At 66.6% G+C, this 26,275-nt stretch carries 22 protein-coding genes; 10 read left to right on the forward strand and 12 right to left on the reverse strand.

Annotated features, from left to right (window positions below; genetic code table 11):
• From DBZ32_RS00005 to DBZ32_RS00015, 3 genes are all read right to left on the reverse strand, one after another.
• Positions 1-2,296: calcium-binding protein (locus DBZ32_RS00005; protein WP_162906485.1), on the reverse strand; the 2,296-nt coding region annotated here is incomplete at its 3' end.
• Positions 2,297-3,339: 1,043 nt separating this feature from the next.
• Positions 3,340-3,813 carry a GNAT family N-acetyltransferase gene (locus DBZ32_RS00010; RefSeq protein ID WP_119165077.1) on the reverse strand — a complete coding sequence of 158 codons (474 nt, stop codon included), beginning with the start codon at positions 3,811-3,813 and terminating at the stop codon, positions 3,340-3,342.
• A gap of 25 nt (positions 3,814-3,838) precedes the next feature.
• A complete protein-coding gene (locus DBZ32_RS00015; protein ID WP_119165078.1) occupies positions 3,839-4,810 on the reverse strand; it encodes a DMT family transporter in 972 nt (323 codons plus the stop codon).
• Between the two features lie 23 nt (positions 4,811-4,833).
• Here DBZ32_RS00015 and DBZ32_RS00020 point away from each other — a divergent pair, with 23 nt between their 5' ends.
• Complete coding sequence (locus tag DBZ32_RS00020) at positions 4,834-5,313, forward strand: GNAT family N-acetyltransferase (RefSeq protein ID WP_208539050.1); 480 nt, start codon at positions 4,834-4,836, stop codon at positions 5,311-5,313.
• A 78-nt stretch (positions 5,314-5,391) separates the two neighbouring features.
• On the opposite strand, the gene DBZ32_RS00025 is transcribed toward DBZ32_RS00020, so the two are convergent.
• Positions 5,392-6,417, reverse strand: coding sequence for a histone deacetylase family protein (locus DBZ32_RS00025; protein WP_119165080.1), 1,026 nt, complete (start codon positions 6,415-6,417; stop codon positions 5,392-5,394).
• The gene (locus tag DBZ32_RS00030) at positions 6,414-7,322 is read right to left on the reverse strand and encodes a GntR family transcriptional regulator (RefSeq protein WP_208539051.1); all 909 of its coding nucleotides are present in this window, start codon (positions 7,320-7,322) and stop codon (positions 6,414-6,416) included. Before DBZ32_RS00030 ends, DBZ32_RS00025 begins: the two co-directional genes overlap by 4 nt.
• A 184-nt stretch (positions 7,323-7,506) precedes the next feature.
• Here DBZ32_RS00030 and DBZ32_RS00035 point away from each other — a divergent pair, with 184 nt between their 5' ends.
• The 8 genes from DBZ32_RS00035 (at position 7,507) to DBZ32_RS00070 (ending at position 17,327) form a co-directional block, all read left to right on the forward strand.
• Positions 7,507-8,292 (forward strand): class II aldolase/adducin family protein, encoded by a 786-nt coding sequence (locus tag DBZ32_RS00035; protein ID WP_119165081.1) that lies wholly within the window; start codon positions 7,507-7,509, stop codon positions 8,290-8,292.
• A 72-nt stretch (positions 8,293-8,364) separates the two neighbouring features.
• Positions 8,365-9,939: an ABC transporter substrate-binding protein gene (locus tag DBZ32_RS00040; RefSeq protein WP_119165082.1), complete on the forward strand. Its 1,575-nt coding sequence runs from the start codon at positions 8,365-8,367 to the stop codon at positions 9,937-9,939.
• 118 nt (positions 9,940-10,057) lie between these two features.
• A complete protein-coding gene (locus tag DBZ32_RS00045) occupies positions 10,058-11,032 on the forward strand; it encodes an ABC transporter permease (protein ID WP_119165083.1) in 975 nt (324 codons plus the stop codon).
• 10 nt (positions 11,033-11,042) lie between these two features.
• Positions 11,043-11,930, forward strand: a complete 888-nt coding sequence (locus DBZ32_RS00050) for an ABC transporter permease (RefSeq protein WP_119165084.1) — start codon at positions 11,043-11,045, stop codon at positions 11,928-11,930.
• Between the two features lies 1 nt (position 11,931).
• Complete coding sequence (locus tag DBZ32_RS00055) at positions 11,932-13,614, forward strand: ABC transporter ATP-binding protein (RefSeq protein ID WP_119165085.1); 1,683 nt, start codon at positions 11,932-11,934, stop codon at positions 13,612-13,614.
• Complete coding sequence (locus DBZ32_RS00060; RefSeq protein ID WP_119165086.1) at positions 13,611-14,897, forward strand: ArgE/DapE family deacylase; 1,287 nt, start codon at positions 13,611-13,613, stop codon at positions 14,895-14,897. Before DBZ32_RS00055 ends, DBZ32_RS00060 begins: the two co-directional genes overlap by 4 nt.
• 1 nt (position 14,898) lies before the next feature.
• On the forward strand, positions 14,899-16,401 hold the full coding sequence (locus DBZ32_RS00065; RefSeq protein ID WP_119165087.1) for a M81 family metallopeptidase: 1,503 nt from the start codon (positions 14,899-14,901) through the stop codon (positions 16,399-16,401).
• Positions 16,398-17,327 (forward strand): 2-hydroxyacid dehydrogenase, encoded by a 930-nt coding sequence (locus DBZ32_RS00070; protein ID WP_119165088.1) that lies wholly within the window; start codon positions 16,398-16,400, stop codon positions 17,325-17,327. The genes DBZ32_RS00065 and DBZ32_RS00070 overlap by 4 nt, the downstream gene beginning before the upstream one ends.
• 31 nt (positions 17,328-17,358) lie before the next feature.
• Here the strand turns inward: DBZ32_RS00070 and DBZ32_RS00075 are convergent, their stop codons facing one another.
• The 6 genes from DBZ32_RS00075 to miaA form a co-directional block, all read right to left on the reverse strand.
• Entirely contained in the window at positions 17,359-17,988 is a 630-nt protein-coding gene (locus tag DBZ32_RS00075) for a LysE family translocator (protein ID WP_119165089.1), read from the reverse strand.
• A gap of 191 nt (positions 17,989-18,179) precedes the next feature.
• Entirely contained in the window at positions 18,180-19,199 is a 1,020-nt protein-coding gene (gene ilvC, locus DBZ32_RS00080) for a ketol-acid reductoisomerase (RefSeq protein ID WP_119165341.1), read from the reverse strand.
• A 175-nt stretch (positions 19,200-19,374) separates the two neighbouring features.
• Positions 19,375-19,782: a VOC family protein gene (locus DBZ32_RS00085; protein WP_119165090.1), complete on the reverse strand. Its 408-nt coding sequence runs from the start codon at positions 19,780-19,782 to the stop codon at positions 19,375-19,377.
• A 115-nt stretch (positions 19,783-19,897) separates the two neighbouring features.
• Complete coding sequence (gene ilvN / locus DBZ32_RS00090) at positions 19,898-20,404, reverse strand: acetolactate synthase small subunit (protein WP_208539069.1); 507 nt, start codon at positions 20,402-20,404, stop codon at positions 19,898-19,900.
• Between the two features lie 223 nt (positions 20,405-20,627).
• Positions 20,628-22,394: an acetolactate synthase 3 large subunit gene (locus DBZ32_RS00095; RefSeq protein WP_235829945.1), complete on the reverse strand. Its 1,767-nt coding sequence runs from the start codon at positions 22,392-22,394 to the stop codon at positions 20,628-20,630.
• A 192-nt stretch (positions 22,395-22,586) separates the two neighbouring features.
• Positions 22,587-23,618: a tRNA (adenosine(37)-N6)-dimethylallyltransferase MiaA gene (gene miaA / locus DBZ32_RS00100; RefSeq protein ID WP_119165093.1), complete on the reverse strand. Its 1,032-nt coding sequence runs from the start codon at positions 23,616-23,618 to the stop codon at positions 22,587-22,589.
• A gap of 48 nt (positions 23,619-23,666) precedes the next feature.
• On the opposite strand from miaA, the gene serB reads away from it, so the two are divergent.
• Positions 23,667-24,569 carry a phosphoserine phosphatase SerB gene (gene serB, locus DBZ32_RS00105; protein WP_119165094.1) on the forward strand — a complete coding sequence of 301 codons (903 nt, stop codon included), beginning with the start codon at positions 23,667-23,669 and terminating at the stop codon, positions 24,567-24,569.
• Positions 24,570-24,642: 73 nt separating this feature from the next.
• Here the strand turns inward: serB and DBZ32_RS00110 are convergent, their stop codons facing one another.
• Positions 24,643-26,109 carry a Do family serine endopeptidase gene (locus DBZ32_RS00110; RefSeq protein WP_235829929.1) on the reverse strand — a complete coding sequence of 489 codons (1,467 nt, stop codon included), beginning with the start codon at positions 26,107-26,109 and terminating at the stop codon, positions 24,643-24,645.
• Between the last annotated feature and the right edge of the window lie 166 nt (positions 26,110-26,275).

A 26,275-nucleotide genomic window follows, 5' to 3' on the forward strand; every position in this document is an offset into this window, starting at 1 on the left:
CGCCGACGATGGTCAAGGTGCTCCCGGCCTCTGAGAGACTGTCCAGGGACTGGCCGTCCAGCGTGAGCTGCCGATCATCGGCCGTGACCACGCGCGTCAACGACCCGAGACCTTCGATCCGCACGTCGCCGTCGAAGCCCGAAAGATCGAGTTCGGTGATGTTGTTGGTCGGCAGATTGTCGAGATCGATCACCAGCACGCCGGACGCGTCGGTCGAGATGATCGAGTCGCCGGTCGCCGTGCGGACGGTCAGGGCCTCATCGAGCGTCAAGCTGGTGACAAGGATGGCGGCATCGTCCGCCAGGACGATCGTATCGTCGGAGTCGGCAGCAGCGAGCGCGTCCGACAGCGAGACGAAACTGCTGCCCGCCCCCGCGATCACGAAACGGGTATCGCTGAAGTCGATGAATTCGACGTTGCGGACAACATCGATGTCGGAGGTCGCGGTATCGCGCAGAGTCAGGCTGTCGACGGCAACCTGGTCGAGCTGGAAGCGGCTCGAGCTGCCGGGGACGCGCACCGTGTCGATCCCTTCGCCGCCATCCAGCAGATCGTTGCCGGCGCCGCCGCGCAGGATGTCGTTGCCCGCCTCGCCGAACAACTGGTCGTCGCCGTCGCCGCCGGAGAGGGAATCGTTGCCGCCGCCGCCGCGCAGGATATCGTTGCCGCCGAGACCTTCGATGCTTTCGGCCGCATCCGTCCCGATGAAGACGTTGTCGCCGTCGTCGAGTTCGTCGGCACCGTCGACATCGCCCACCTCGGCCGTGTCCGACTGGGCCTGAACGTCGGCTTCGCTGTCGAAGTCCTCAACGGCGGTATCGTCGTCGTTCTCGACCGCATCCTCGATGGCGTCGGCAGCCTCGCCCTGCGCGACCTGACCGACCTGCGCCAACTCGGTCAGCACCTGATTGGCGTCGCCGCTGGCGTCGACCTGCTGCGCGACCTCGTTCGAGGCCGTGATCACCTTGGTGACGTTGGCGACATCGTTGTTGTCGAAGGTCACGGGCTCGCCGCTTGCCGTGGACTCGATCGTGGCCGCCTCGTTGACGAGGGTCTCGACCTGGCCACCGTCCGTCAGATCGGTCGAGGCGCCGTTGTTCGCGATCGTTCGGGCGATCGCCGTGAAGGCCGAGGTGGAGGCCGTCGCGGCCGCACCGGAACTGCCGCCCTCGATGGCGCTCTGCACCTGCGCCGCGGTGTTGGCGATCAGCACGCCGGCCTTCATGGCTTCCGCCGCACCCTCGGCGCCCGCAACCGTCGCGGCGACCGGATCGGTCGTCAGCATCTGGAAACTGGAGGGAATGCCGAGCGCCTGCGCGACCTGGGCCTGTGCGGTGCCCACGTCCGTGCCGGCCTCGACCAACTCATGCACCAGAGTCGTCAGCGGCGAGATCACCGTCGCGTCCGCCGGCGCCTTCATGGTCCCGCCGAAGGGCAGGCCGGTGGAGATATCGGTGCCGCCGAACATGACCAGCGGCCCGCTACCGCCGGTCAGGGAGAAGTTGCCGTTGAGATCGGTTGTCGTGGAGACCTCGCCGTCATCGAGAACGCCGTTGCCGTTGGCGTCGCGAAACACGGTCGCATCCGAGATGTAGCCGTCGACCGCCCGACCGCTCAGCGTGACGCTCCCGCCACCCGGACCGCCATCGGACCGACCGCCGTCGGAGTCGTCGCCGCTCCGCCGCCCCAGATCCAGTTGCGTTTCCTGGCCCAGCGTTTCGCCGCCGGACGCGGCGCTCAGGAAATTGCCGCCCGAGGCAAAACCGTCGGAGACCAGATCAAGGCCGCCGCGCGCCACGGAGCCGGTTTCTCCGCCGGACAGCGTGCCGGGCCGCAAGGAACCACCGTCACCGTCGCCGGACGTTCGCAAATCGCCGACGTTCGCGAAGCTGGAGGGGGTGGAGACGTCTGCCGGCGACGCGGTTTCAGCGGCCGGCGCCTCCCCGGCTGCCGGAGAGAGGGCCGCGAAAAGGCTCTCGGCGTCACCGATCACGATCGGTTCGCCGACTGGTCCGTCGCCTTCAAGAGACGCGCCATCGGCGATCACCAGTTCGCTATCGCCCTCGATCAGGTAAAGCGCCAGATCCTCGAAGCTGTAGCTTTCCGCCGGCGCGCCACCGGCCGCGTCGATCACCCGCAGCGACAGGTCGTTGCCGTCGACGATCAGCGAGATCCGCTGCCCATCGCCAGCTTCCAGCGAGATACGATCGCCCGGCTGTACGGCAGGGAGCTCCACGCCTGGGCGCAACTCCACTTCGAGCCGTTCGCCATTTGCACGTTCGATGATCAGCAGCACGATTTTACCCTCCGCCCGACTAGAAATCTCGCGTCCAAGCCGCTCCTGCGGATGCGACGCAGCGGCTCAAAAGCGACCCGCAATGCCACGACCGAAGGAGCTACCTTCTCCTTTGGTCTCGACATGAGACGTCGAAATTTTATTCTACTTTTTAGTCCAGATTTGCTCTATTTATTTATATTTCTCTGGATCTCTGCAGTTCCTCCAACAACATTATTTTGAAGCTGAAGTAAGACGAAAATATTCTCACACCTGTGTCTTTCATTGTCGTACCTGGCGTCTGTCAGATGCTAGGTGCCCCCAAACAGCGCTAACCAAATCCTCGACACTTCCCGACATCCGCTCAGCGCGAGTTGCAGACGCAGGCCGACATCGTCGCCGTAACGCTTCGAGCCACGTATCGAGATTTCGAGACAACAACCCTTACGCGCTTCATCCGACGCACCGTTTCTTTACTTTTTGTCAATCTCTCTGTGCAACGCAATTTGATTAGGATTTTATTTATTTATTTGAATTTCAAAGACAAAATGAATACTTTGGTACCCAAAATTAACTTTTAAGATCCTCTTTGAGGCCATAATTTCTGAAAACAAATGGCTTTGAATGATATATATATTGGCATCTGATTGAATTTTTTAAATATTGTTATAATAAAATCAAATCAGATATATTAATATCTTATTATTGTCTCAACATATATTGCGGATAATTTTCTGCTTACATAATTTTATTCAATTTGACAGATGACGAATGTCGAGACAAAACGATCTTCACAGCTCGATAATTCGAATATGCGCTAAAAATTTAAATAATAGTGCCTTACAGGCTTATCTTAACCACTGCGCCCTGCGCAGGAGAAAAACAACCCAAGATTTTAGCAATTCCACAACCCCAGGTCCTGCCTGAACCGAGACTCGACAAACATCCAGATCGAACCGAGGCCGCCTGCCGGCCGTCTCGGGCAGCGTCTTCGCGCAAACGTCATCGTCCGCCGGCACCGGCACAGGCGCGCAGGAGTCGGCAGAGAGGAACCCGCTGCCGGATCACCCGCTGTCGGGATCGGTTTCCGGCGCCGTCTTCGTCACATAGACGATGAAGTCGGAGCGCGGCGCGTAGGTGTCGTAGAGCCGGCGGCCGGCGTAATTGAACTCTTGCGTCAGCCAGCGCAGCAGCGGCCAGCCCCTATGGCAGGACGCTTCCAGCGTGGCGTCGATCAAGGCCCGGCCGATACCGCGGCCGCGCACGTTCGGATCGGTGAAGAGATCGGAGAGGTAGCCGACCTCGTTGGCACCCAAGGTCCGGGCCATCGGCTGATAGTGGGCCAGGCCGACGATCCGCCCCTCCAGTTCGGCGACCAGGCCCTCGATTTCGTGATCGGGATCGAACAGCCAGGCCCAAACCCGCTCGACCACCGCCTCCTCCGGCGGAACGTCGTAGAAGGTCATGTAGCCGCGAAACAGCTCGGCCCAGCGGTCCTTGTCGGCGGCGACCGGGGGGCGGCAAAGAATCTCGCTCATGACGGCCCTGTTCCTTTCGGCTTTTTCATCTCGAAGATCGCGCGGTGGGCGGGTCGGCAGTTGGCGGTGCGCCGGCCGCCGCGGCGCGCAGCTTGCGTGCCTTCAGCCCGGGCACGATCAGGACCAGCGCGACGGCGGAGACCACCAGGGTCAGCGCCACGAACTTCTGCAGAAGCGGCGGTTCGCCCAGCAGCAGAATGGCGCTGATCACGCCGACGACGGGGATCATCAGCGTCCCGATCGCCGCCACCGGCGCCGGCAAGCTCGCAACCAACGTCACCCAGGCATAGTGACACCAGACCATCGGAAAGAGGACGTGATAGGCGAAGACGACCAGAACCTCGGTCGAGGGGAAGGGCAGCGTCCAGGGCTGTTCGATCAGTACCGCGCCCAGAACGCCCGGCGGGGCGGAGATCGCCACCATCCAGCCGGCCAGGGCCAGGGGCGGCAGCGACCAGGTCCGGCGCTTGAGCAACACCGTCCCGACGGCCCAGGACAGCGCGGCCCCGAGCGTCAGCAGCGAGCCGAGCGGCGAGCGCGTCACGTCGAGCAGATCCTCGCCCAACAGCAGGGCCAGCCCGGCCATGCCCAGAAGCAGGGCACCCGCCCGTTCCCAGGTCAGCTTGTCACCCAGGAAGGCCACCGACAGCAGGGTTGCCCAGACCGGCATGGTGAAGGCGATGATGGCCGCGCGCGAGGTTTCGGTGTTGAGCTGGCCGAAGGCCGCCAGGATGTTGAAGCCGAAGACCGACAGCAGCGCGACCAGGATCAGCGGTCCCCATTCGCCCGGCTCCGGCCGAAGCCGCTCGCCACGCAGCCGCGCCAGCCCCAACAGCACGGCGGCACCGGCGACGAAGGCCAGCATGCGGATCGTGAAGGGAGGAATCTCCGTCAGAATGATGCGAACCGCCGGCCAGTTCAGGCCCCAGAACAGGCCGATCGAAACCAGCAGCGCCAACTCCTTCCAACCGATATGGCTACGCGCCATGGCCGTCATGCGTATCTCTCCGGTGACATCCCTTGCCTGAGAGTTCTAGCCTGACCGACATGAGCCGGGTGCGCCTTGCCGTTTCGGAAGACCTGCCCCGCGTCCGCGAGATCGTGGAAGCGGCCTACAGCCCCTACATCCCACGCATGGGCCAGCCGCCGCAGCCCATGCTCGACGATTACGGGGCCCGCCTCGCGGCCGGCGAACTCCAGGTGCTGGAGGATAAGGGCCGTGTGATCGGCCTGCTGGTCCTGGTCGGACGTCCCGACAGCCTCCTGATCCACAATGTGGCGGTCGATCCGGCCGCCAAGGGCAAGGGGCACGGCCGCGCGCTCATGGCCGCGGCCGATGCGGCGGCGAAGGCACGCGGCTACGGGCGCCTGACCCTCTACACCCATGTCGCCATGACCGAAAACCAGGCGATCTACCGCCACTACGGCTGGCGCGAGCTGGAACGCCTCGACGAAGACGGCTTCCAGCGGATCTATTTCGCCAAGGACCTGCCCATCTAGAGTCACGAATCCGACCAGCATCACGAGGCCACCGGGGTCACGCGACCGGACGGGATCACGACGCCTGAGCCGGCCATCTCACCGCACCGCCTCGAATCCCTTCAGCACACTCACCAGGTTGTCGCCCAGTTCGGGCGCGAGATAGCCGCCCTCCTGAATCAAGACCGTCGGCAAGCCGAGTTCCGCGATGGCCGCCCCGATCTGTGCGAAACCAGGCGTGGTGATGGCCAGACCCTTCAGCGGATCGCCTTCGTAAGCGTCGAGGCCCAGGGCGACCACCAGGGCACCGGGCGCGAAGGCGCGGAGGGTCGCGAGCGCGGGCTGCAAGGCCGCCAACCAACCGGCATCGCCGGTTCCCAGCGGCAGGGGAACGTTGAGATTGTAGCCCTCGCCATCACCCTCGCCGCGTTCGGCGGCATGTCCCCAGAAGAAGGGGTAGAAGTTCCGCGGATCGGCGTGCAGCGAGATCGTGAGCACGTCGTCGCGGCGCCAGAAGATGCCCTGGGTGCCGTTGCCGTGATGCACGTCGACGTCGAGAACGGCCACCCGGTCGTGGGCCTGACGGAGATGCTGTGCCGCGATGGCCGCATTGTTGAGAAAGCAGAAGCCGCCGGCCATGTCGGCATAGGCGTGGTGGCCGGGCGGACGGCAGAGGCCGTAGATATGGTCGCCGCCGTCGAGAAGAACTTCGGCCGCCGTCACGGCCACGTCGGCCGCGCCGCAGGCGGCCTCGAAGGTCCCGGCGCCGATCGGGCAAGCGGTGTCGGCCATGTGCCAGCCGGCACGCCCGACGATCGAGTCGGGATAGGTCGGCGGGTAGCGGCCGGGGTGAATGTTCGCGAGGATCTCCTCCGAGGCATCGCCCTGCGCCTGCCATTCCCGGTGAGCCGCCTCCAGGAACCGCAGATATTCGGGTGTGTGCACCGCCGCGCGCGGGGCCGGACCGAAGCTGTCCGGACCGATCACCTCGTGCCCGGCGGCGCTTGCCGCGGCCAGCAGGCGCTCGGCCCGCTCGGGCTGTTCAGCGCTGGGCCTGGGAAGACCGCGCACCATAAAGAACTGCGGGTCGTGCAGTTTGTGTTTGTCCGTCTGGACGATCTTCATATCCCGCCTTCCTCTGTTGGGGCGTTACTGCCTGTCGGGGAACCCGTCGCTGCCGAAGAGCCGGCGCGGGTATGCGGCGCACCGCGCTCTGCGAAGAAGCGCCGTACATGGCGCCACCCGTCCCGGATGTGATGATCGACCGCGGCGTCCAGCCGCGCCGCGTCCCGCGCCGCCAGCGCCTCGATCAGGGGGCGGTGGGTCTCGGCGATGCGCTGGGGGTCGTCGTAGACTTGACCGATCAGGACGATGACCATGCGAATCTCGCCGGCGATATCGTGGAACAGCTTGAACAGCTTACGATTGCCCGAGACCTCGCAGAACAGAAGGTGGAAGCGCAGGTCCTCCTCGACCAGATCGGCCAGCGCACCTGCTTCGGCGAGGCGGTGAAGCAGATCCAGCTGAGCGCGCAGCCGGTCCAGATCGCTTTCGGTCGCCCGGTGACAGGCCAATTCGGCGGCATAGCGTTCCAACGCGATGCGCAGACCGTAGAGATCGTCGATTTCCTCCAGCGAGAAATCGCGCACGAAGAAGCCACGGCGCGGATGGGCGACCAGCAGGCCGCGCTGCTCGAGCCGCCGGGCCGCTTCGCGTACGGGCGCGCGCGAGATTCCGAGTTGTCGCGCGAGCGCGACCTCGACCAGGCGCTGGCCGGGGGCCAAGCGGCCCTCGCAGATCGCCCGTGCCAAACGGTCCGTGACCTGAGCGACCAGGTCGGTCGACTCCAGCGCCTCGAAGGTCGCGGCCGGCGCGACGCCATACCCAAGCAGGGTCTCCGGCAGCGGCGCGCGCGGGTCCGTACCGATCCGGTCCGGCTCAAGCCGTTGCGGCCCAAACGCGTCTGGCGCAAGACGGTCTGGCGCAACGGCGTCTGTCGGGGCGCTCGGCCCTCGGCGCTTCCGGCTCATGTTCACCCGCCTCTTCGCTCCCCCTCTTCGCAACCCTAGGCAGCCAATTGCCGACTGTCGACAGTTTCACCTTTATCCAATAGCAAAGCTTGTGGCACGCTTTGTGAAACTTCGGGGATCGCTCTTCGGGGCTCCATGGCCGGTGTGAGGCCGCGATCCGCGATTGCCTAGACGGGAGGCAGACATGACCTTGGCATCGACGGCACTTCGCGGTGCGACCCGCTTTGGCGAGGCGGAATGGCAGACCCGTGTGGATCTGGCCGCCGCCTACCGCCTGGTCGCCTTTTTCGACATGCACGATTCGATCTTTACCCACATCTCCGCCGGGGTTCCCGGCGAGAAGGGTCACTTTCTGATCAATCCCTACGGCCTCTGGTTCGACGAGGTGACCGCCTCCAACCTGGTCAAGATCGACATCGACGGCCAGGTGATCGACGACCCCTCCGGCATCGGCATCAATCCCGCCGGCTTCACCATTCACTCCGCCGTCCACATGGCCCGGCACGATGCCGGCTGCGTTCTGCACACGCATACCGAAGCGGGCGTCGCAGTCTCCTGCCAGAGCGAGGGGTTGCTGCCGATCAATCAGTGGGCGTTGCAGTACTACGGCAAGGTCGCCTACCACGACTACGAGGCCATTGCCCTGGACCTGGACGAGCGTGAACGCCTGATCGCGGACCTGGGCAACCAGCCGGTGATGATCCTGCGCAACCACGGTCTGATGACGGTCGGCCGCTCGGTCTCCGAGGCCTGGAAGCTGATGTTCAACCTGGAGCGAACCTGTAAGGCGCAGCTCCAGATTCAAGCCAGCGGCGCGGCGGTCACGCCCGTGCCGGAGTCGGTCTGCGCCAAGACCGTCAAGCAGTACTGGGATTCCTACGACGCCATGGACGCGGGCAAACGGGACGATATCGAGTGGGCGGCTTTCCGCCGCCTGCTCGATCGCAAGACCCCCGGCTACGACAGTTAGAAAAGACCGGCGCCCGGATCATAACTCGGGGCCATAACAGGGAAGCTTTATCTTGGGACAGGGAGACTTCGTATGTTGAAGCGTTTCTGCAGGCCGGCAGCCCTTGCCGCGGTACTGACCGCGGCGACGGCGCTGACGGCTCCGGCCGCCTTGGCGGAAGAGCCGAAATCAGGCGGCGTGATGAACGTGGTGATCCAGCCGGAACCGCCGGGACTGATGCTGGGCGTAACCCAGAACGGCCCGACGCAAATGGTGGCGGGCAATATCTACGAGAGCCTGCTGCGCTACGACACCGACCTGAACCCCGTCCCCAGCCTGGCGACGGCCTGGGAGGTCAACGACGACGGCACGGTCTACACCTTCACCTTGAAAGAGGGTGTCACCTGGCACGACGGCGAGCCCTTCACCGCCGCCGACGTGGTCTTCTCGGCCGACGTCTTCCTGCGCGAGACGCACCCGCGGCTGCGTGTCTCGCTGGAGCACATCGAGAGCATCGAGGCGCTGGACGACACCACCGTCCGCTTCACGCTGAAGCAGCCCTTCGGCCCCTTCATGGGCATCTTCGAGGTTGGCACGATGCCGATGGTGCCGAAGCACATCTACGAAGGCACCGACTTCAAGAACAATCCGGCCAACAACACCCCCATCGGCACCGGCCCCTTCAAGTTCGAGGAGTGGGAGCGGGGGTCCTACATCCGGCTGGTCAAGAACGAGGACTATCACGTCGAGGGGCAGCCCTATCTCGACGAGATCTACTGGCACGTGATCCCCGACGCCGCCAGCCGCGCGGTGGCCTATGAGACCGGCAAGGTGGACGTACTGCCCGGCGGATCGGTCGAGAACTTCGACGTGCAGCGCCTGGTCGATCTCGAGAATTCCTGCGTCACCGGCAAGGGTTGGGAGTATTTCGCGCCGCACGCCTGGCTGTGGGTCAACAACCGCGAAGGCCCGATGGCCGACAAGCGGTTCCGTCAGGCGATCATGTACGCCCTGGACCGCGACTTCGCGAAAGAGGTGATCTGGAACGGCCTGGGCGCCGTGCCGACCGGCCCGGTCAGCTCCAAGACGCGCTTCTACGACGACGATGTCCGCCAGTTCCCGCACGACCCTGACAAGGCGCGCGCGCTGCTGGAGGAGATGGGCTACGACGGCACTGAGATCCGGCTGCTGCCCCTGCCCTACGGCGAGACCTGGCAGCGCTGGGCCGAGGCCGTGCGCCAGAACCTGCAGGAGGTCGGCATCGAGGTCGAGATGGTCGCGACCGACGTGGCCGGCTGGAACCAGAAGCTGAACGAGTGGGACTACGACCTCGCCTTCACCTATCTCTATCAGTACGGCGATCCGGCCCTCGGGGTGGCCCGCACCTATATCTCCTCGAACATCGCCAAGGGCTCGCCCTGGAACAACGTCCAGGGTTACGCCAACGAGGAGATCGACCGGCTCTTCACCGAGGCCGCCGTGGCCTTCCCCGATGAGGCGCGTCAGTCGCTCTACACCGAGATGCAGCAGATCCTGGCGGAGGAGATTCCGGTCGCTTGGCTGCTGGAGATCGAGTTCCCGACGATCTACCGCTGCGACGTGAAGGACCTCGTCGATACGGCAATCGGCGTGAACGACGGTTTCGTGGACGCCTGGCTGGACCGCTAGGCCGGCCGGTTCTCGTCTCTCCTGGCTCTCCCTCCCCGAGAAAGGGACGGGGAGCCAGGGGCTCTCTTTTCGATCCGGTCATCCTCCATAGTCTCTCGTAAGTCTTCGTCGGGGCGGCGTGCAGAAGCTTTCCTTCATTGCCAAGCGTCTGGTCAAAGCGGTCTTCGTGCTGCTGGCGATCGTCGTGCTCAACTTCTTCCTGATCCGGGCGGCGCCGGGCGATCCGGCCCAGGTCATGGCTGGCGAAGCCGGCGCGGCGGACGAGATTTTCATCGCTCAGCTACGCGAGCAGTTCGGGCTGGACCGGCCCCTGCACGAACAGCTTCTGGTCTACGTCGGCGGCATCGTCACCCTGGATATGGGCTACAGCTACCGCCAGCAGCAGCCGGTGGCGGACCTGATCTTCGACCGGCTACCGGCGACGCTGCTGCTGACCGGTACGGCCTTCGTCATCTCGATTCTTCTGGGCGTGCTTTTGGGGGCCCTGGCGGCGGCGCGCGTCGGCCAGTGGACGGATTCCCTGATAACCGTGGTGGCGCTGGTCTTCTACGCGACCCCTCTGTTCTGGATCGCGCTGATGGCGATCCTGCTGTTCTCCGTCCAGCTCGGCTGGCTGCCCGGATTCGGCATGGAGTCCGTCGGCGCCGGCTACAGCGGCTTTCAACGCGTGCTCGACGTGCTGCAGCATCTGATCCTGCCGGCAACCACGCTCGGTCTCTTCTTCATGGCGATCTACGCGCGCCTGACCCGTGCCTCGATGCTCGAGGTGATGGACATGGACTTCGTCAAGACGGCGCGGGCCAAGGGCCTGCCGCCCGGCCGCATCACCCGGCTGCATGTGCTGCGCAACGCCATCCTGCCGGTGATCACCCTGGCCGGCATCCAGGCCGGGCAACTGGTCGGCGGCGCGGTGCTGACGGAAACGGTCTTCGCCTGGCCGGGTATCGGGCGGCTGATGTTCGACGCGCTGCTGCAGCGCGACTACAACCTGCTGCTCGGCGTCTTCTTCGTCTCCTCCGCCATGGTCATCCTGTTCAACCTGGTCACCGACGTCGTCTACACGTTGGTCGACCCCCGGATCGAACTCAAGTGATCGAGCCGTCATGACATCGACCGCCGCCGCTCCCGCACGCTCCGCCCGCGCCCAGGCCTTTCGGGATTTCTGGAAGCGTTTCGCGCGCAACAAGGGCGCGCTGGTCGGCGTTTTCATCCTGCTGGCGGTGGTCGTTCTGGCGGCCGTCGCGCCCCTGCTCTATCCGCAGAGTCCCTGGGCCATGGTTCAGCGCCCCTTCCTGCCGCCGCTGGGGGTCGAGGGCTTCCTGTTCGGGACAGATACCCTGGGCCGAGACATCGGTGCGGGGCTGGTGCATGGCGCCCGCATCTCCCTGCTGGTCGGGATCATCTCGACCGTGGTCGCTCTGTCCATCGGGGTGACCATCGGGGCGTTGGCCGGCTACTACGGCGGCCTGCTCGACGATGCCCTGATGCGCTTCACCGAGTTTTTCCAGACCATTCCGAACTTTGCCCTGGCGATCGTACTGGTCGCGATCTTCCAACCCTCCATCACCTCCGTGATCGTCGCCATCGGTATCGTCTCCTGGCCGCCGGTCGCCCGTCTGGTGCGCGGCGAGTTTCTCTCCCTCAGGAGCCGCGAGTTCGTCCAGGCCTCAGTCGTGCTGGGCCAGTCGAACCTGCAGATCATCACGCGACAGATCCTGCCGAACACTCTCTCGCCGGTGATCGTCATGGCTTCGCTGATGATCGCACAGGCGATCCTGCTCGAGTCCGCACTCTCCTTCCTCGGTCTGGGCGACCCCAACACCATGTCCTGGGGCTACATGATCGGGGCCGCGCGCACGGTGATCCGCCAGGCCTGGTGGATGTCCTTCTTCCCCGGCATCGCGATCCTGCTGACGGTGCTCGCGCTCAATCTCGTTGGCGAGGGCCTGAACGACGCGCTCAACCCACGCCTGGCCCGGAAGGGGCGCTAGCATGAGCGACGCCCGCATCCTCACGGAAACCAACGAGGGGGAGCCGCTGCTGCAGGTCGAGCGGCTTTCGATCTCTCTGCCGGCCGGCGCCGAGCGGCCGCTGGCGGTGGAGGAGATCACCTTCGATCTGGCACGCAACGAGATCCTCTGCGTCGTCGGCGAGTCGGGCTCCGGCAAGTCGATGAGCGCCAATGCCATCATGGGTCTGCTGCCGCGCCCGCACGTCCGGCCGGTCGCCGGCGCGATCCGCTTCGAGGGCCGCGATCTGCTGCAGCTCAACGAGGCGCAGCTCCGCGACCTGCGCGGCAGCCGCATCGGCATGATCTTTCAGGAACCGATGACGGCGCTGAATCCCCTGATGCGCATCGGCGAACAGATCTCCGAGGTGTTCGACGCCCACGGCCTGCTGACCAAGCGCCAGCGCAAGGCGCGGGTCGTGGAGCTGTTGCGCGAGGTCGGCCTGCCCGATCCGGAGACGCTGGGCGAATCCTATCCCTTCCGGCTGTCCGGTGGGCAGCGCCAGCGCGTGATGATCGCCATGGCCCTGGCGCTGGAGCCCGCGATCCTGATCGCCGACGAGCCGACCACGGCGCTCGACGTCACCACCCAGGCCCAGATCCTGCAACTCATCAAGTCGCTGCAGGCCAAGCACAACATGGCGGTGATGTTCATCACCCACGACTTCGGCGTGGTCGCGGAGATCGCCGACCGCGTGGCGGTGATGCAGTTCGGCCGGATCGTCGAGATGGGCTTGGCCGACCAGGTCCTGAACGCGCCGCGGCATGAGTACACCCGTCGTCTGATCGCCGCCGTACCGCAGTTCGAGCCGCCCGAGCGACCCGGTCTGGAAGGGCCGCCGCTGCTCTCGGTGAAGCGGCTGGAGAAGACCTACGTGACTGAGCGGGGCTTCTTCACGAAGGGCCGGCGGGTACCGGCGGCGCAGGACGTCTCCTTCGACATCAAGAAGGGAGAAACACTGGGCCTCGTCGGCGAGTCCGGCTCGGGCAAGTCCACGGTGGGCCGCTGCATCGTCCGCCTGCTGGACAGCGACAGCGGCGAGATCCGCTTCGGCGACGTCGACCTGGCGAGCTTGAAGGGCAAGGCTCTGCGCCCGCACCGGCGCCACGTGCAGATGATCTTTCAGGATCCCTACGCCTCGTTGAATCCGCGCAGCAAGATCGGCACCATCATCGCCGAGGGTCCCATGGCCCACGGCGCCGACCGCGCCAGCGCCGTGGCGCGCGCCGGGGAACTGCTGCGGCTGGTCGGTCTGGATGCCTCAGCGGCGGAGCGCTTTCCCCACGAGTTCTCGGGCGGTCAGCGCCAACGCATCGGGATCGCGCGGGCGCTGGCGCTCGACCCCGACCTTCTGGTCGCGGACGAACCGGTCTCCGCCCTCGACGTCTCGATCCAGGCCCAGGTGCTGGAGCTGCTTGCCGAGATCAAGCAACGGCTTCAGCTCTCCATGCTCTTCATCACCCATGACCTGCGCGTCGCCGCACAGATCTGCGACAACATCGCGGTCATGCAGTTGGGCTGCATCGTCGAGTACGGTCCGACGCGCAAGGTCTTCAACGATCCGCAGCACAGCTACACGAAGGAACTGCTCTCGGCCGTCCCCGGACGTCAGTGGAGCGTTCCCGACCTTTCGCAGGACCGCCAGCACCAGGCGGTTCCGTCGTGACCTCGCTCGACCCGGCTCTGGCGCGGGACATCCTTGCCGCCGTCGAGCAGGGTTTCGAGACGCAGATCGCCTTTACCCAGGACCTGATCCGCCTGCCCTCCCTGCGCGGTCAGGAGCAGACGGCCCAGGACTTCATGCATCGCGCCCTGGCCGAACGCGGCTACGCCCTGGACCGCTGGGCCATCGACGTGGAGCAAATCAAACACCACCCCGGCTTCTCTCCGGTGAAGATCGACTACAGCCAGGCGCTCAACGTGGTCGCGACCCACCGGCCGCGCGAGGAGACGGGCCGCTCGCTGATCCTGAACGGCCACATCGACGTGGTGCCGACCGGCCCCACCGAAATCTGGAGCGGGCCACCTTTCGAGCCGCGCCGCGAGGGCGACTGGCTCTATGGCCGCGGCTCCGGCGACATGAAGGCCGGCCTGGTCGCCAACGTCTTCGCCCTGGATGCGCTCAGGCATCTGGGCTACCAGCCCGCCGCCACCGTCTACCTGCAGTCCGTGGTGGAGGAGGAGTGCACGGGCAACGGCGCGCTGGCCTGCCTGGCGCGCGGCTACAAGGCCGACGCCGCGATCATCCCGGAACCCGAAGACGACAAGCTGGTCCGGGCCAACGTCGGCGTGATCTGGTTTCAGGTGAAGGTGCGCGGCGTGCCGGTGCATGTCCGCGAGGCCGGGCGCGGCGCCAACGCCATCGAGGCGGCCTACCGCCTGATCGACGGGCTGCATGAACTGGCCGAGAGTTGGAACGCCCGCAAGGGCGAGCATCGCTATTTCGAGGATCTGGAGCACCCGATCAACTTCAACGTCGGCCGGATCGAGGGCGGCGACTGGGCCTCCTCCGTGCCGGCCTGGTGCACCTTCGACTGCCGCATCGCGCTCTATCCCGGCGAAGCCCCGGCCGAGGCGGCGCGGGAGATCGAAGAGACCCTGCGGCGCACCGCCGCCGAGGTGCCTTTCTTGGCCAACAATCCGCCGGAGGTGGTCTACAACGGCTTCTTCGCCGAGGGCTACGTCCTGGAGGAAGGCAGTGCGGCGGAACGGACCCTGGGTCGCGCCCATGCCGCCAGCTACGGCCAGGCGCTGGAGTCCTTCGTCACGCCCGGCTACCTCGACGGACGTGTCTTCGTGCTTTATCAGGGCACGCCCTGCCTGGTCTACGGCCCCTACGCCGAGGCGATCCACGGCACCGACGAGCGCGTCAGCCTCGCCTCGGTCAAACGGGTGACTGGCACCATCGCTCTCTTCATCGCCGAATGGTGCGATCTGGAACAAGCCTGAGATGAGTCCCGTCCCGGCCAAGCCGCGCCTGCTCGTCGGCCAGTTCTGGCAGGAGTCGCACTCCTTCAATCCCCTGCCGACCTCCGCCGACGACTTCACCCTCGAGCGCGGACCCGAGGTGATCGCCGCCAACCGCACCGCCGGATCGGCGCTGGGCGGCATCCTGCGGGCCGGCGAAGCCGCCGGTGTCGCCTGGCTGCCCAGCGTCGCGGCGCGGGCCCGGCCCGGCGGCCCGGTCGAGGAGCGATTTTTCACGGCGCTGCTCGAGGAAATCCTGGCGAGCGACGCACCCGATGCGGTCTGCCTGGACCTGCACGGGGCCATGCTGTCGCGCGAGCGGGACGATTGCGAAGGCGATCTTCTGACGGCGCTTCGCGCCAAGCTCGGCCCGGACATTCCGATCGCCGTGGCGCTCGACCTGCATGCCCACGTCACCCCGGCCATGGCCGAGGCGGCGGACATCCTGATCGCCTACAAGACCAACCCCCATGCCGACATGGTCGAGACCGGCGCCAAGACCTTCGCACTGCTGCAGGAGGTGATGGCCGGCCGCCTGCGCCCGCTGCGGACCCTAGCCCGGCTGCCGTTTCTGACGCGCGGCAACGACGAGACCTGCAGCGGTCCTCTTGCGGAGCTGCAGGCAACGGCGCGGGCCCTCTGCTCCGCACGGCCCGGTCTTCGCGATATCTCGATCTGTAACGTCAATCCCTTCGTCGATGCCCCCGGCGTCGGTCAGACCGTCCTGGTCACGTCCGACGGCGACGCAGATGAAGCCCAGCAGGTTGCGGCGCGTCTCGCCCGGCGGCTTTGGGAGCTGCGCGACCTCTTCCAGCAGGATCTACCCTCGATGGAGACGGCGCTGACCCAAGTCAGGGAAACCCCGGCCGGCCGGCCCTTCGCGCTCGGCGATCAAGGGGATCGGGTTCTGGCCGGCGCGCCCGGCGACGCGACGGCTCTGGCCCGCCTGCTGCTCCGGTCTTTTCCGGACCTTCGGGTCGCGCTGCCGCTCTACGATCCCGACGCCGTCCGGGCCTGCGGAGCGGCGGGTCTCGGCAAGGACCTGAACTTGGCGGTCGGCGGACGCGTCACCCCCGGCCAGACACCGCTGGAGGTGACGGGACGGGTCCTGCGCCTCGGCGACGGACGCTTCGCCCATAGCGGCGCCTACATGACCGGGGTGCCGGTCGATCTCGGCCCGACCGCCCTCCTGCAGGCCGGCAAGCTGTCGCTGCTGCTGACCACCAAGGCGCCCTTCGTGCAGGACCCGGCGGCCTACGAAAGCCAGGGACTGACAGTGAGCGAGCTCGACGCGGTCGTCGCGAAGTCCGGTAATCACTTCAAGCTGGCCTTCGCCGGGCAGGCGACGCCGCTGGTCCTCGACACGCCCGGCCTCAGCCGTTTTCACCCGAGCGATTTTCCCTTCAGCCGCGCGCGGCCGATCCATCCGCTCGATGCCATCGAGCTGTCGGCCCCGCCGCTTCAGACCTTCGGAGGTTCTGCATGAAAGGCGTCCTGGTCAGCGCCACCCTGAAGTTGGACGAAGTCTTCCGCAGCGCCTTCGCGGCGGAGGACGCTTCGGTCGAGCTGCTGATGCCGGAGGAGGTGGACGACCCCGCCACCATCGACTTCGCTCTGGCCTGGCGGCCGCCGCAGGGCGTCCTGAAACGCTATCCCAACCTGAAGGTGATCTGCTCCATCGCGGCGGGCGTGGACAACATCCTGGCCGATCCGGAGCTGCCCGACGTGCCGGTCGTGCGCATGGTCGATCCCGAGCAAGCCGAGGCCATGGCGCTCTTCGTGATCTGGCATGTCATCTGGTACCAGCGCCGCTTCGACCTCTACCTGGAACAGCAAGAGGCGCAGGTCTGGCGGCGCCAGCCCCAGCGGAGCGCGACCGATACGACCGTAGCCGTCCTCGGGCTGGGGCGGATGGGATCGGTGACCGCGCAGCGTCTGGCCGGGCTCGGCTATCCGACCCTGGGCTGGGCGCGCAGCCCCAGGACGCTCGAGGGGGTCGAGGTGGTCAGCGGCGGCGAGGGACTGGAAACGTTGCTGGCCCGCGCCGACGTCGTGATCAATCTGCTGCCTCTGACGGCGGAGACGCGAGGCCTGCTGGACGGCGCCCTCTTCGCGCGCATGAAACCCGGCGCCTATCTGATTCAGATGGGCCGCGGGCCCCACCTGGTCGAACGCGATCTCCTCGCCGCCGTCGACAGCGGCCATCTCGCGGGCGCCTCGCTCGACGTCTTCGAGCAGGAGCCGCTGCCCCCCGGCCATACCTTCTGGACGCATCCCCGCATCCTGGTCACCCCGCACTGCGCCAGCGACGCGACCGCCGATCTGGTTGCGGTCCAGACCCTCGCCGCCGCCCGCGCGGCTCTTGCCGGGACGGAAATTCCCAATGGCGTGAACAAGACGGACGGTTACTGAGTCCGCCTGGGAGACGGGACCGTCAGCGCCCTTAGCGCCGGTCGAACGCCAGCTTCGCGGCGAGACTGAAGAAGACGAAGCTCGTGAGGTACTGCAAGGCGCGCGCGACCGAGGCGTTGCGCGCGAGAAACCGACCGATCCCGCCGGCGAAGACACCGACCAGCCCGTTGATCACGGTCCCGCCGACGTTGAGGATCGCACCGAAAATCAGAAACTGGATCAGCACCGAGCCGCGCGAGGGATCGACGAACTGCGGCACCAGCGCGAGAATGAAGAGCGCGACTTTCGGATTGAGAAGGCAGACGAAGATGCCGTTCCGCCAGGCCGAGATCGCGCCCGCGCGCCTGACCTCCGCCGGCTTGAGCGCCCCGATCGGTTCTCTCAAGGTCGCGACCGCAAGCCACAGCAGATAGCAGACGCCGGCCCAGCGGATCGCCTCGAAGGCCAAGGGGTGGGCCGCAATCACGGCGGCAAGCCCGAGACCGGCCGCCAGAGCGTGAACGAAGGAGCCGGTCGCGATCCCCAGCGATGCGGCGAAGCCGGCCCTGGGCCCGGACCTGATGCCCTGCCCGAGGCAGAACAGCACATCCGCGCCGGGTGTCAGATTGAGCGCGAGCGCGATGGGGATGAAAATCAGAAGCGTCTGAACGTCGATGACCATGGTTCGTCCCCCGTGGACGACGTCCCTCGACGGGAACACCCTTCGAGGGGCTCGGGATCGACTGCGAGACGGGAAATCCTCCTGCCTTCATCCCGAGCCTGTTGAGACACGAAGGCGGCCGGCGACCGCCGGCCGCTCCGTTCTCAGCAGACAGAACCGCCCCACGCCGTATCCACGCGGGAAGCGATCAATCAGTTCTTCGACTTGTCGACCAGGGCGTTCTCGGCGATCCAGGGCATCATGCCGCGCAGGCGCTGCCCGACCTCCTCGATCCCGTGTTCGGACTGGCGGCGGCGCGTGGCCTTGAAGGAAGGCTGGCCGGCCTTGCATTCCGCGACCCAGTCACGGGTGAAGCGGCCCGCCTGGATGTCGTCCAGCACCCGCTTCATCTCCGCCTTGGTCTCCTCGGTGATGATCCGCGGGCCGGTCACGTAGTCGCCGTACTCCGCCGTGTTGGAGATGGAGTAGCGCATGTTGGCGAGGCCGCCCTCGTACATCAGGTCGACGATCAGCTTCACCTCGTGCAGGCACTCGAAGTAGGCCATTTCCGGCGCATAGCCCGCCTCGACCAGGGTCTCGTAACCGGCCACGATCAAGGCCGAGAGACCGCCGCAGAGCACCGTCTGCTCGCCGAAGAGATCGGTCTCGCACTCTTCCCGGAAGGAGGTCTCGATGATCCCGGCACGGCCGCCGCCGATGGCGCTGGCATAGGACAGGCCCAGCTCGTGGGCGTTGCCGCTGCTGTCCTGGTGCACGGCGATCAGGCAGGGCACGCCGGCGCCGCGCACGTACTCGCTGCGCACCGTATGGCCCGGACCCTTGGGTGCGATCATGAAGACGTCGAGGTCGGGACGCGGCTCGATCAGGCTGAAGTGGATGTTGAGGCCGTGCGCGAAGGCGATGGCCGCCCCCTCCTTCAGGTTCGGCTCCAGCGAATCCCGGTAGAGATCCGCCTGCAGCTCGTCGGGTGTCAGGATCATCACGACGTCGGCCCAGGCCGCCGCCTCGTCCGGCGTCATCACGGTGAAGCCGGCGCCTTCCGCCTTCTGCGCGGTCTTGGAGCCGGCGCGCAACGCGATGCGCACTTCGCCGACGCCGCTGTCGCGCAGGTTCATGGCATGGGCATGGCCCTGGCTGCCGTAGCCGACCACGACCACCTTCTTGCCCTTGATCAGATTTACGTCGGCGTCGCGATCGTAGTAGACGCGCATGAGTACCCGTTCCTCCACCTTGTCTTGACCGGCACGCGGCGGCTCCTTGGCGGCCGCCGGGCGCATTTAAGGAAGTTGCGCGTGCTGCCTCGCCCGCGCAAAAAAACTTCGCCCGCGTTCTAACTGCACGGCTCTTGCGGTGCAACCTGCAGAAGCCGCAGATCTGGAGTGCAGATCAGCCGCGCACCGCCGGCGTCATGATACCGAACGCGGCACCGCTGGGATCGGCGACCATCGCGATGCGGCCCACCTCGGGCACGTCGAAGGGCGGCTGCAGGACTTTACCGCCGAGGGCGCCGACCTTCTCGCAGGCGGCATCGCAGTCGTCGACCGTCATATAGACGGCCCAGTGGGGCGGCTGTCCCTCGAACTGCGGCCCCTCCATCTGGAAGGCGCCGGCCAAGCCCACTTGACTGGGGTCGGCGTCCGGGTCCGCGTCCGCATGCTGCCAGACCCAATAGGTGCCGCCATCCGGCATCGGCCAAGCTTGAGCCTTCCAGCCCAATAGGTCGCCGTAGAAGCCCTTCACGCCCTCCACGTCGCCGGTCGCCAGCTCGTTCCAGGCAATCTCACCTTGTGCCATCGGGGTCCTCCCTTGCCAGTCTTCCATTGAACCACTGACAACTATGGTCGGGACGACAGCCGGGAGCGATGAAAATCCGACGACGCCGACAGCTTCGGCCCGGCTCGGTTTCGCTTTACAGCCCCTCTTTGCCGCGCGCGATCGCGACGACGCCGGTGCGGCTCATCTCCACCAGCCCCAGCGGCTTCATCAGCTCGATGAAGCGGTCCAGCTTTTCCGGGTTATGGGTCACCTCGAAGATGAAGTAGTCCAGACCCGCGTCGACCACCTCGGCGTTGAAGATGCCGGCGATGCGCAGCGCCTCGACGCGCTTGTCGTCGGCCCCCGCAACCTTCACCAGCGCCAGTTCGCGCTCGACATGGGGCCCCTGCTGGCTGAGGTCGGCGACCCGCCGGATCGGCACCAGACGGTCGAGCTGCGCCTTGATCTGCTCGAGCACCTGGGGCGTGCCGGTCGTGACGACGGTGATGCGCGACAGGCCCTTCTCGCGCTCGACCTCGGTGACGGTCAGGCTCTCGATGTTGTAGCCGCGGCCGGAGAAGAGGCCGATCACGCGCGCCAGCACACCGGGTTCGTTATCGACCAGTACGGCGATGGTGCGCCGCTCGACGTTATCCTGCAAGGGAGGCACGGGGAGAACTCGCTTCGAAAGCTGGCGACGCCTCTTGGCGGGGCGCCTGGGTCGGATCGGACGGCGTTCCTAGAGCCTGTCGCGATCGTCCGGAACCGCTCCGCAGGTCCGCCGATCACAAGAAACAGACTCTCATCTCTTGAATCTGGTCTAGCCGCTAAAGGGATTGGAGGGCAAGCCCGGCAGGCTTGCGCCCGCCTGTTCCGAGGCAGCCTCAGACGAGAACCATGCCCTCTTCGCTGATCGGCTTCGCCGCCTTGTCGCCCGGCCCCAGCAGCATCTCGTTGTGGGCCGCGCCCGAGGGGATCATGGGGAAACAGTTCTCGTCCTGCGCCACGCAGCAGTCGAAGATCACCGGACGGGGAACCTCGATCATCTCCAGGATCTTGTCGTCCAGTTCCTCCGCCTTGTCGGCACGGATTCCGACGGCTCCGAAGGCCTCGGCCAGGGCGACGAAGTCGGGCAGGCTGGCGCTGTAGCTCTCCGAGTAGCGGGCGCCGTGCAGCAGCTCCTGCCACTGCCGGACCATACCCATCCACTGGTTGTTGACGATGAAGACCTTCACCGGCAGGCCGTACTGCGCCAGCGTCGACATCTCCTGGATGTTCATCAGGATCGAGGCCTCGCCGGCGACGTCGATCACCAGCGCGTCGGGATGGGCGATCTGGACGCCCATCGCCGCCGGCAGGCCGTAGCCCATGGTGCCCAGCCCGCCGGAGGTCATCCAGCGGTTCGGCTGCTCGAACTTGAAGAACTGCGCCGCCCACATCTGGTGCTGGCCGACCTCGGTGGTGATGTAGGTCGGCTTGCCGGCCTTGGCCTCGTTCTCCGCCGTGAGCTGATAGAGCCGCTGGATCGCGTACTGCGGCTTGATGATCTGACCCGTCTGCCGGTAGCTCAGGCAGTCGCGCCCGCGCCAGGCCGCGATCCGCTCCCACCAGGCGGCCTGGGCCTTGCGGGCCGCGCCGGCATTCAGGGTTCCGCCGGCCGTGCGGCGCTTCCACTCGTCGACCAGCGCGCGCAACGCGGCTTCGGCATCGGCCACGACCGGCAGGTCGACCATCACGTTCTTGTTGATCGACGAAGGATCGATATCGACGTGGATCTTGATCGAGTCGGGCGAGAAGTCGGTCAGACGCCCGGTCACCCGGTCGTCGAAGCGGGCGCCGACGTTCAGCATCACGTCGCAGCCGTGCATCGCAAGATTGGCCTCGTAGGTTCCGTGCATGCCGAGCATGCCGAGGAACTGCGGGTCGCTGGCCGGCACGGCGCCCAGGCCCATCAGCGTGTTGGTCACCGGCGCGCCGGTCAGGTGCACCAGCTCGGTCAGCAGCCGGCTGGCCTCCGGCCCGGCGTTGATGACGCCGCCGCCGGCATAGATGATCGGCCGCTTGGCGGCGGCCAGCAGGTCGATCGCCTTGGCGATCGCGGCCGGGTCCGGGGCCGTCTGCGGACGGTAGCTGCGATGCACCACCTGCTCTTTTTCGGTGTAGCTGCCCTTGGTCTGCAGCACGTCCTTCGGCAGGTCCACAACCACCGGGCCGGGCCGGCCATGGGTCGCGACGTAGAAGGCCTCGTGCAGGATGCGCGGCAGATCGCCAACGGCCCGGACGAGATAGTTGTGCTTGGTGCAGGGCCGGGTGATGCCGGTCGTGTCCGCCTCCTGAAAGGCGTCGTTGCCGATCAGATGGGTCGGCACCTGCCCCGTCAGGCAGACGACGGGGATGGAGTCCATCAGGGCATCGGTCAGACCGGTCACCGCATTGGTCGCACCGGGCCCGGAAGTGACCAGCACCACGCCGGGTTTGCCGGTGGAGCGGGCATAGCCCTCGGCCGCATGGACCGCCGCCTGCTCGTGCCGCACCAGAATGTGACGCAGGCTGTTCTGCTGAAACAACGCGTCGTAGATTGGCAGGACCGCGCCGCCGGGATAGCCGAAGACGACTTCGACGCCCTGATCCACCAGTGCCTTGATGACCATCTCGGCGCCCGTGTAGGCGGCGGACGTCTCGGGAGCGGCGCATTCAGCGGGGCTTTCGGCAGCCGTCGTCTCGGCAGCGGTGGCGGGCATCGCGGTTCATTCCTCAAGCAAAGCTTCGCGGGCGCGGTAAGCCCCACGTTTGTTTATGGCTTTTTGCCCCCGGGGCACCCGACGCGCCCGTTTGGGACCGATTTAATCCAGATCCAGCACCCTATCCTTGGGCGTTCGGGTGGTCAACAAAAACTCGTCAACTTTCGAAAAGGTTTCGGGCAATTGATATTCTGAAAATTGCGTTTCCATAACATACGCATTCTTAATATGTCGCAGAACTTGGGTTCTCAGCCAGGTCGCCTGCCGCTTGGCATAGCGCCGCGTCGCTTGTTGCGCTGCGGCAACGGCTTCTTCCAACGTCACTTTCCCGGACAGATGGTCCGCCAGCTCCGACACGCCGAGGGCCTTCATGGCCGGCAGGCGCGGATCGAGCCCTCGCGCCAGCAGCCGGCGCACCTCCTCCACCGCCCCCGCTGCGACCATCGCCTCGAAGCGGGTGTCGCAGGCCGCGGCCAGCGCGGCGCGCGGCGGCAGCAGCACCAGCCAGAGGAAGCGCCAGGGCGCGGGTCCGGCCGCGTTCGGCGCGGCCTGCCAGTCGGCCAGGCCTCGACCGGTCGCCTCCAGCACCTCCCAGGCACGCTGCAGGCGTTGGCGGTCGTTGGGGTGAAGTTTCGCCGCCGTCGTGGGGTCGCGCCCCAGCAGCTCGGCATGCAGCCCGGCGGGACCGAGCGCCGCCAGCCGCCGGACGGCCCGCTCGCGCAGCTCCGCCGGGATCGGCGGCAGCGCCGCGATCCCCTCGGTCAGCGCCTTGAGATAGAGCCCGGTGCCGCCGCAGAGCAGCGGTACGCGACCTTCGCCGCGCGCGGCCTCCATCTCCGCCAGGGCCAGCGCACGCCAGCGGCCCGCCGAACAGCGCTCAGCCGCGTCGAGCCGTCCGTAGAGCCGGTGCGGCACGTCACCGCCGGTCGCCGGCGCGTCCGGCTGGGCGCTCAGGACCGGCAGATCGCGGTAGATCTGCATGGAATCGGCATTGATCACCGTACCCGGCAGGCGCGCGGCCAGGGCCGCCGCCAGGGCCGACTTGCCGCTGGCGGTCGGCCCCGCGACGATAACCGCGGGCGGCGGATCGGGTGAGAGGGCGGGCGGCGAGGAAGGGGCGTCGGTCTTCGTCATCTCTGGCGGCTTGTATCGCTCCGGTCCGCTCGCTATGAGGAGCGCGCTATGGCGTTTGTCCTCACCCTGATCGCCGATCCGAGCCGGCGCAAGCTCTCGGCGCAAGCCGTCGATGCGGCGCGCACGGCCCTGACCTCCGGCGGCGGCAATGTCGGCCCGAGCGACTGGTTGTCACCGGACGAAGCCTGCGACCTCCCCTTCGAAGGCCTCTCGACACTGGACGCCGAGCGGCTTGTCCGCGAAGCCCTTCGCGATCTGCCGGTCGATCTGGCCGCACAGCCGCTCGCGGGGCGGCGCAAGGCCCTGCTGCTCGCGGATATGGAGTCGACCATCATCGCCGAGGAGATGCTGGACGAGCTGGCCGAGACGGTCGGTCTGCGCGACGAGATCGCGGAGGTCACCGCCCGGGCCATGTCCGGGGACCTGGACTTCGAGGAGGCGCTGGAGGCCCGCGTCGCCAAACTCGCCGGACTGCCGCTCGGGGAGGTCGAACGAGCCGCCGAGCGCATGACCTTCAATCCCGGCGCGCGCAGCCTGATCCGCAGCCTGCGGGCTGCCGGCGTTCCCTGCATCCTGGTCTCGGGAGGTTTCACGATCTTCGCGGATCTGGTTGCGGAAGCCTGCGGCTTCTCCGCCGTCCGCGCCAACGTCCTGGAGATCGAGGCGGGCAAACTATCCGGCGGCGTGCACAAGCCGATCCTCGGCCGCAAAGCGAAGCTGGACGCGCTGGAGCGCTTGAGTGCGGAACTGAGCGTCACGCCGGCGGCCGCCTGCACGGTCGGCGACGGCGCCAACGACTTGGCGATGCTGAACGCGGCCGGCCTGGGAGTTGCCTATCGCGGGAAGCCGGCGGTTCGGGCGGCGGCACGCTACGCGCTCGATGTCGCCGACCTGACCGGCCTGCTGTTCTATCAGGGCTACCGGCGCGCGGACTTCGCCGAGCTGGGCTGAGCGACCGCCTCCCTATCTCTGGCCGGTCTCCTGGCCTTGATCTCTGGCCGATTTCCTGGCCCTGGCCGATTTCCTAGCCTTGGCCGATGCGAAGCACGATCCACTGATACTCGCCGCCGCGGTAGACCAGTAGGGTCAGACTGCGGCGCTCCGCCTCTCGGGCCTGCTCGACGTAGGACTCCACCTCGTCCGGGGTCGCCACGCGCTCCTGATCCACCTCGACGATGACATCGCCGGGCTGCAGACCCTTCTCCTCGGCGCTGCCGCCGCTGTCGACCTCGGTGACGATCACACCGCCGACGCCCTCTTCGAGAGCGAAGGTTTCGCGCCGTTCGTCGGTCATGACACCGAGGCTGAGGCCGAGCGCGGGCAGATCCCGCACTTCCTCCGGATCGGGCGGCGGCGGCGCGGCAGCGGCCAGGGCCTCCGCATCGCGCTGGCCGAGGTTGACCTGCATCGTCTGGCGCGACCCCTCGCGCCAGATCACCACGTCCACGTCGCGGCCGACCGAGGTCTCGGCGACCATTCGTACCAGTCCGCGCGTATCGGCCACCGGGCGGTCGTCGAAGGTGATGATGACGTCGCCCTGCACGATCCCCGCCGACTGCGCCGGACCGCCGTCGATCACGTTGGCGACGTAGGCGCCGGTGGCGGGCGGCGGCAAGGCCAGTTCGCCGGCAAGTTCCTCGGTCACGGTCTGGATGCGCACCCCCAGCCAGCCGCGCCGGACCTCGCCGAAGCGGCGCAGGGAGTCGATCACGTTCTGCGCGATCGCCGAGGGAACCGCGAAGCCGATTCCGATCGAACCGCCGGAGGGCGAGAAGATCGCGGTGTTGATGCCGATCACCTCGCCGTCGAGGTTGAACATGGGTCCGCCCGAGTTACCCCGGTTGATCGCCGCGTCGGTTTGCAGGAAATCGTCGTAGGGGCCGGCGTTGATGTCCCGGCCGCGGGCGGAAACGATGCCGGCGGTGACCGAGCCGCCCAGCCCGAAGGGATTGCCGACAGCCAGCACCCAGTCGCCGACGCGCACGCTGTTGGAGTTGCCCCAGATGGTGCTGGGCAGGGGCGAGGTCGGATTGACCTTCAGCAGCGCCAGATCGGTTTCGGGATCGCTGCCGATGATCTCCGCCTCGTAGGTGGTGTCGTCGGACAGCACGACCTCGACGGTGTCGGCCTCGGCGATCACGTGGTTGTTGGTCACCACGTAGCCCTCAGGGTCGATGATGAAACCGGATCCCAGGGAGTTGGCGCGGCGGCGCGGCGGCGGCGCGCCCTGACCACGACGCTCGAAGAACTCCCGGAACATCTCCTCGAAGTCTTCCTGGTCGCCGCGCTCGACGACCTGCGTCGTGGAGATGTTGACCACGGTCGGCAGAAGCTGATCGGCCAGATCGGCGAAGGAGATCGGCGCCCCCTGCGGCTGCGCGGCGGCAGGGGCGGCCAGCACGGCCGCCAAAACCCAGACGCCGGCGGCAAGCAGCGCGGTCGCACGCGGGCGGAGCAGGGAAACGAAACAGGCGATTTCGGCTCGAGTCACCAGGAATCCTCTCGGCGGTCCTATGCGGTCGCGGCCCGGGTCCGGCTCATGCTTGCCGGGGCCGTCAGCCATCTATTTGGCGTGCCGGACGCTGCCGGCAATCTGCAGTGTGCCTCAAACTCTCGCGAGGAGGAAACGGGCAACTGCGATTTGCCCCGCGCGAGGG

This window comes from Algihabitans albus (genome assembly GCF_003572205.1).
GTDB lineage: Bacteria > Pseudomonadota > Alphaproteobacteria > Kiloniellales > DSM-21159 > Algihabitans > Algihabitans albus.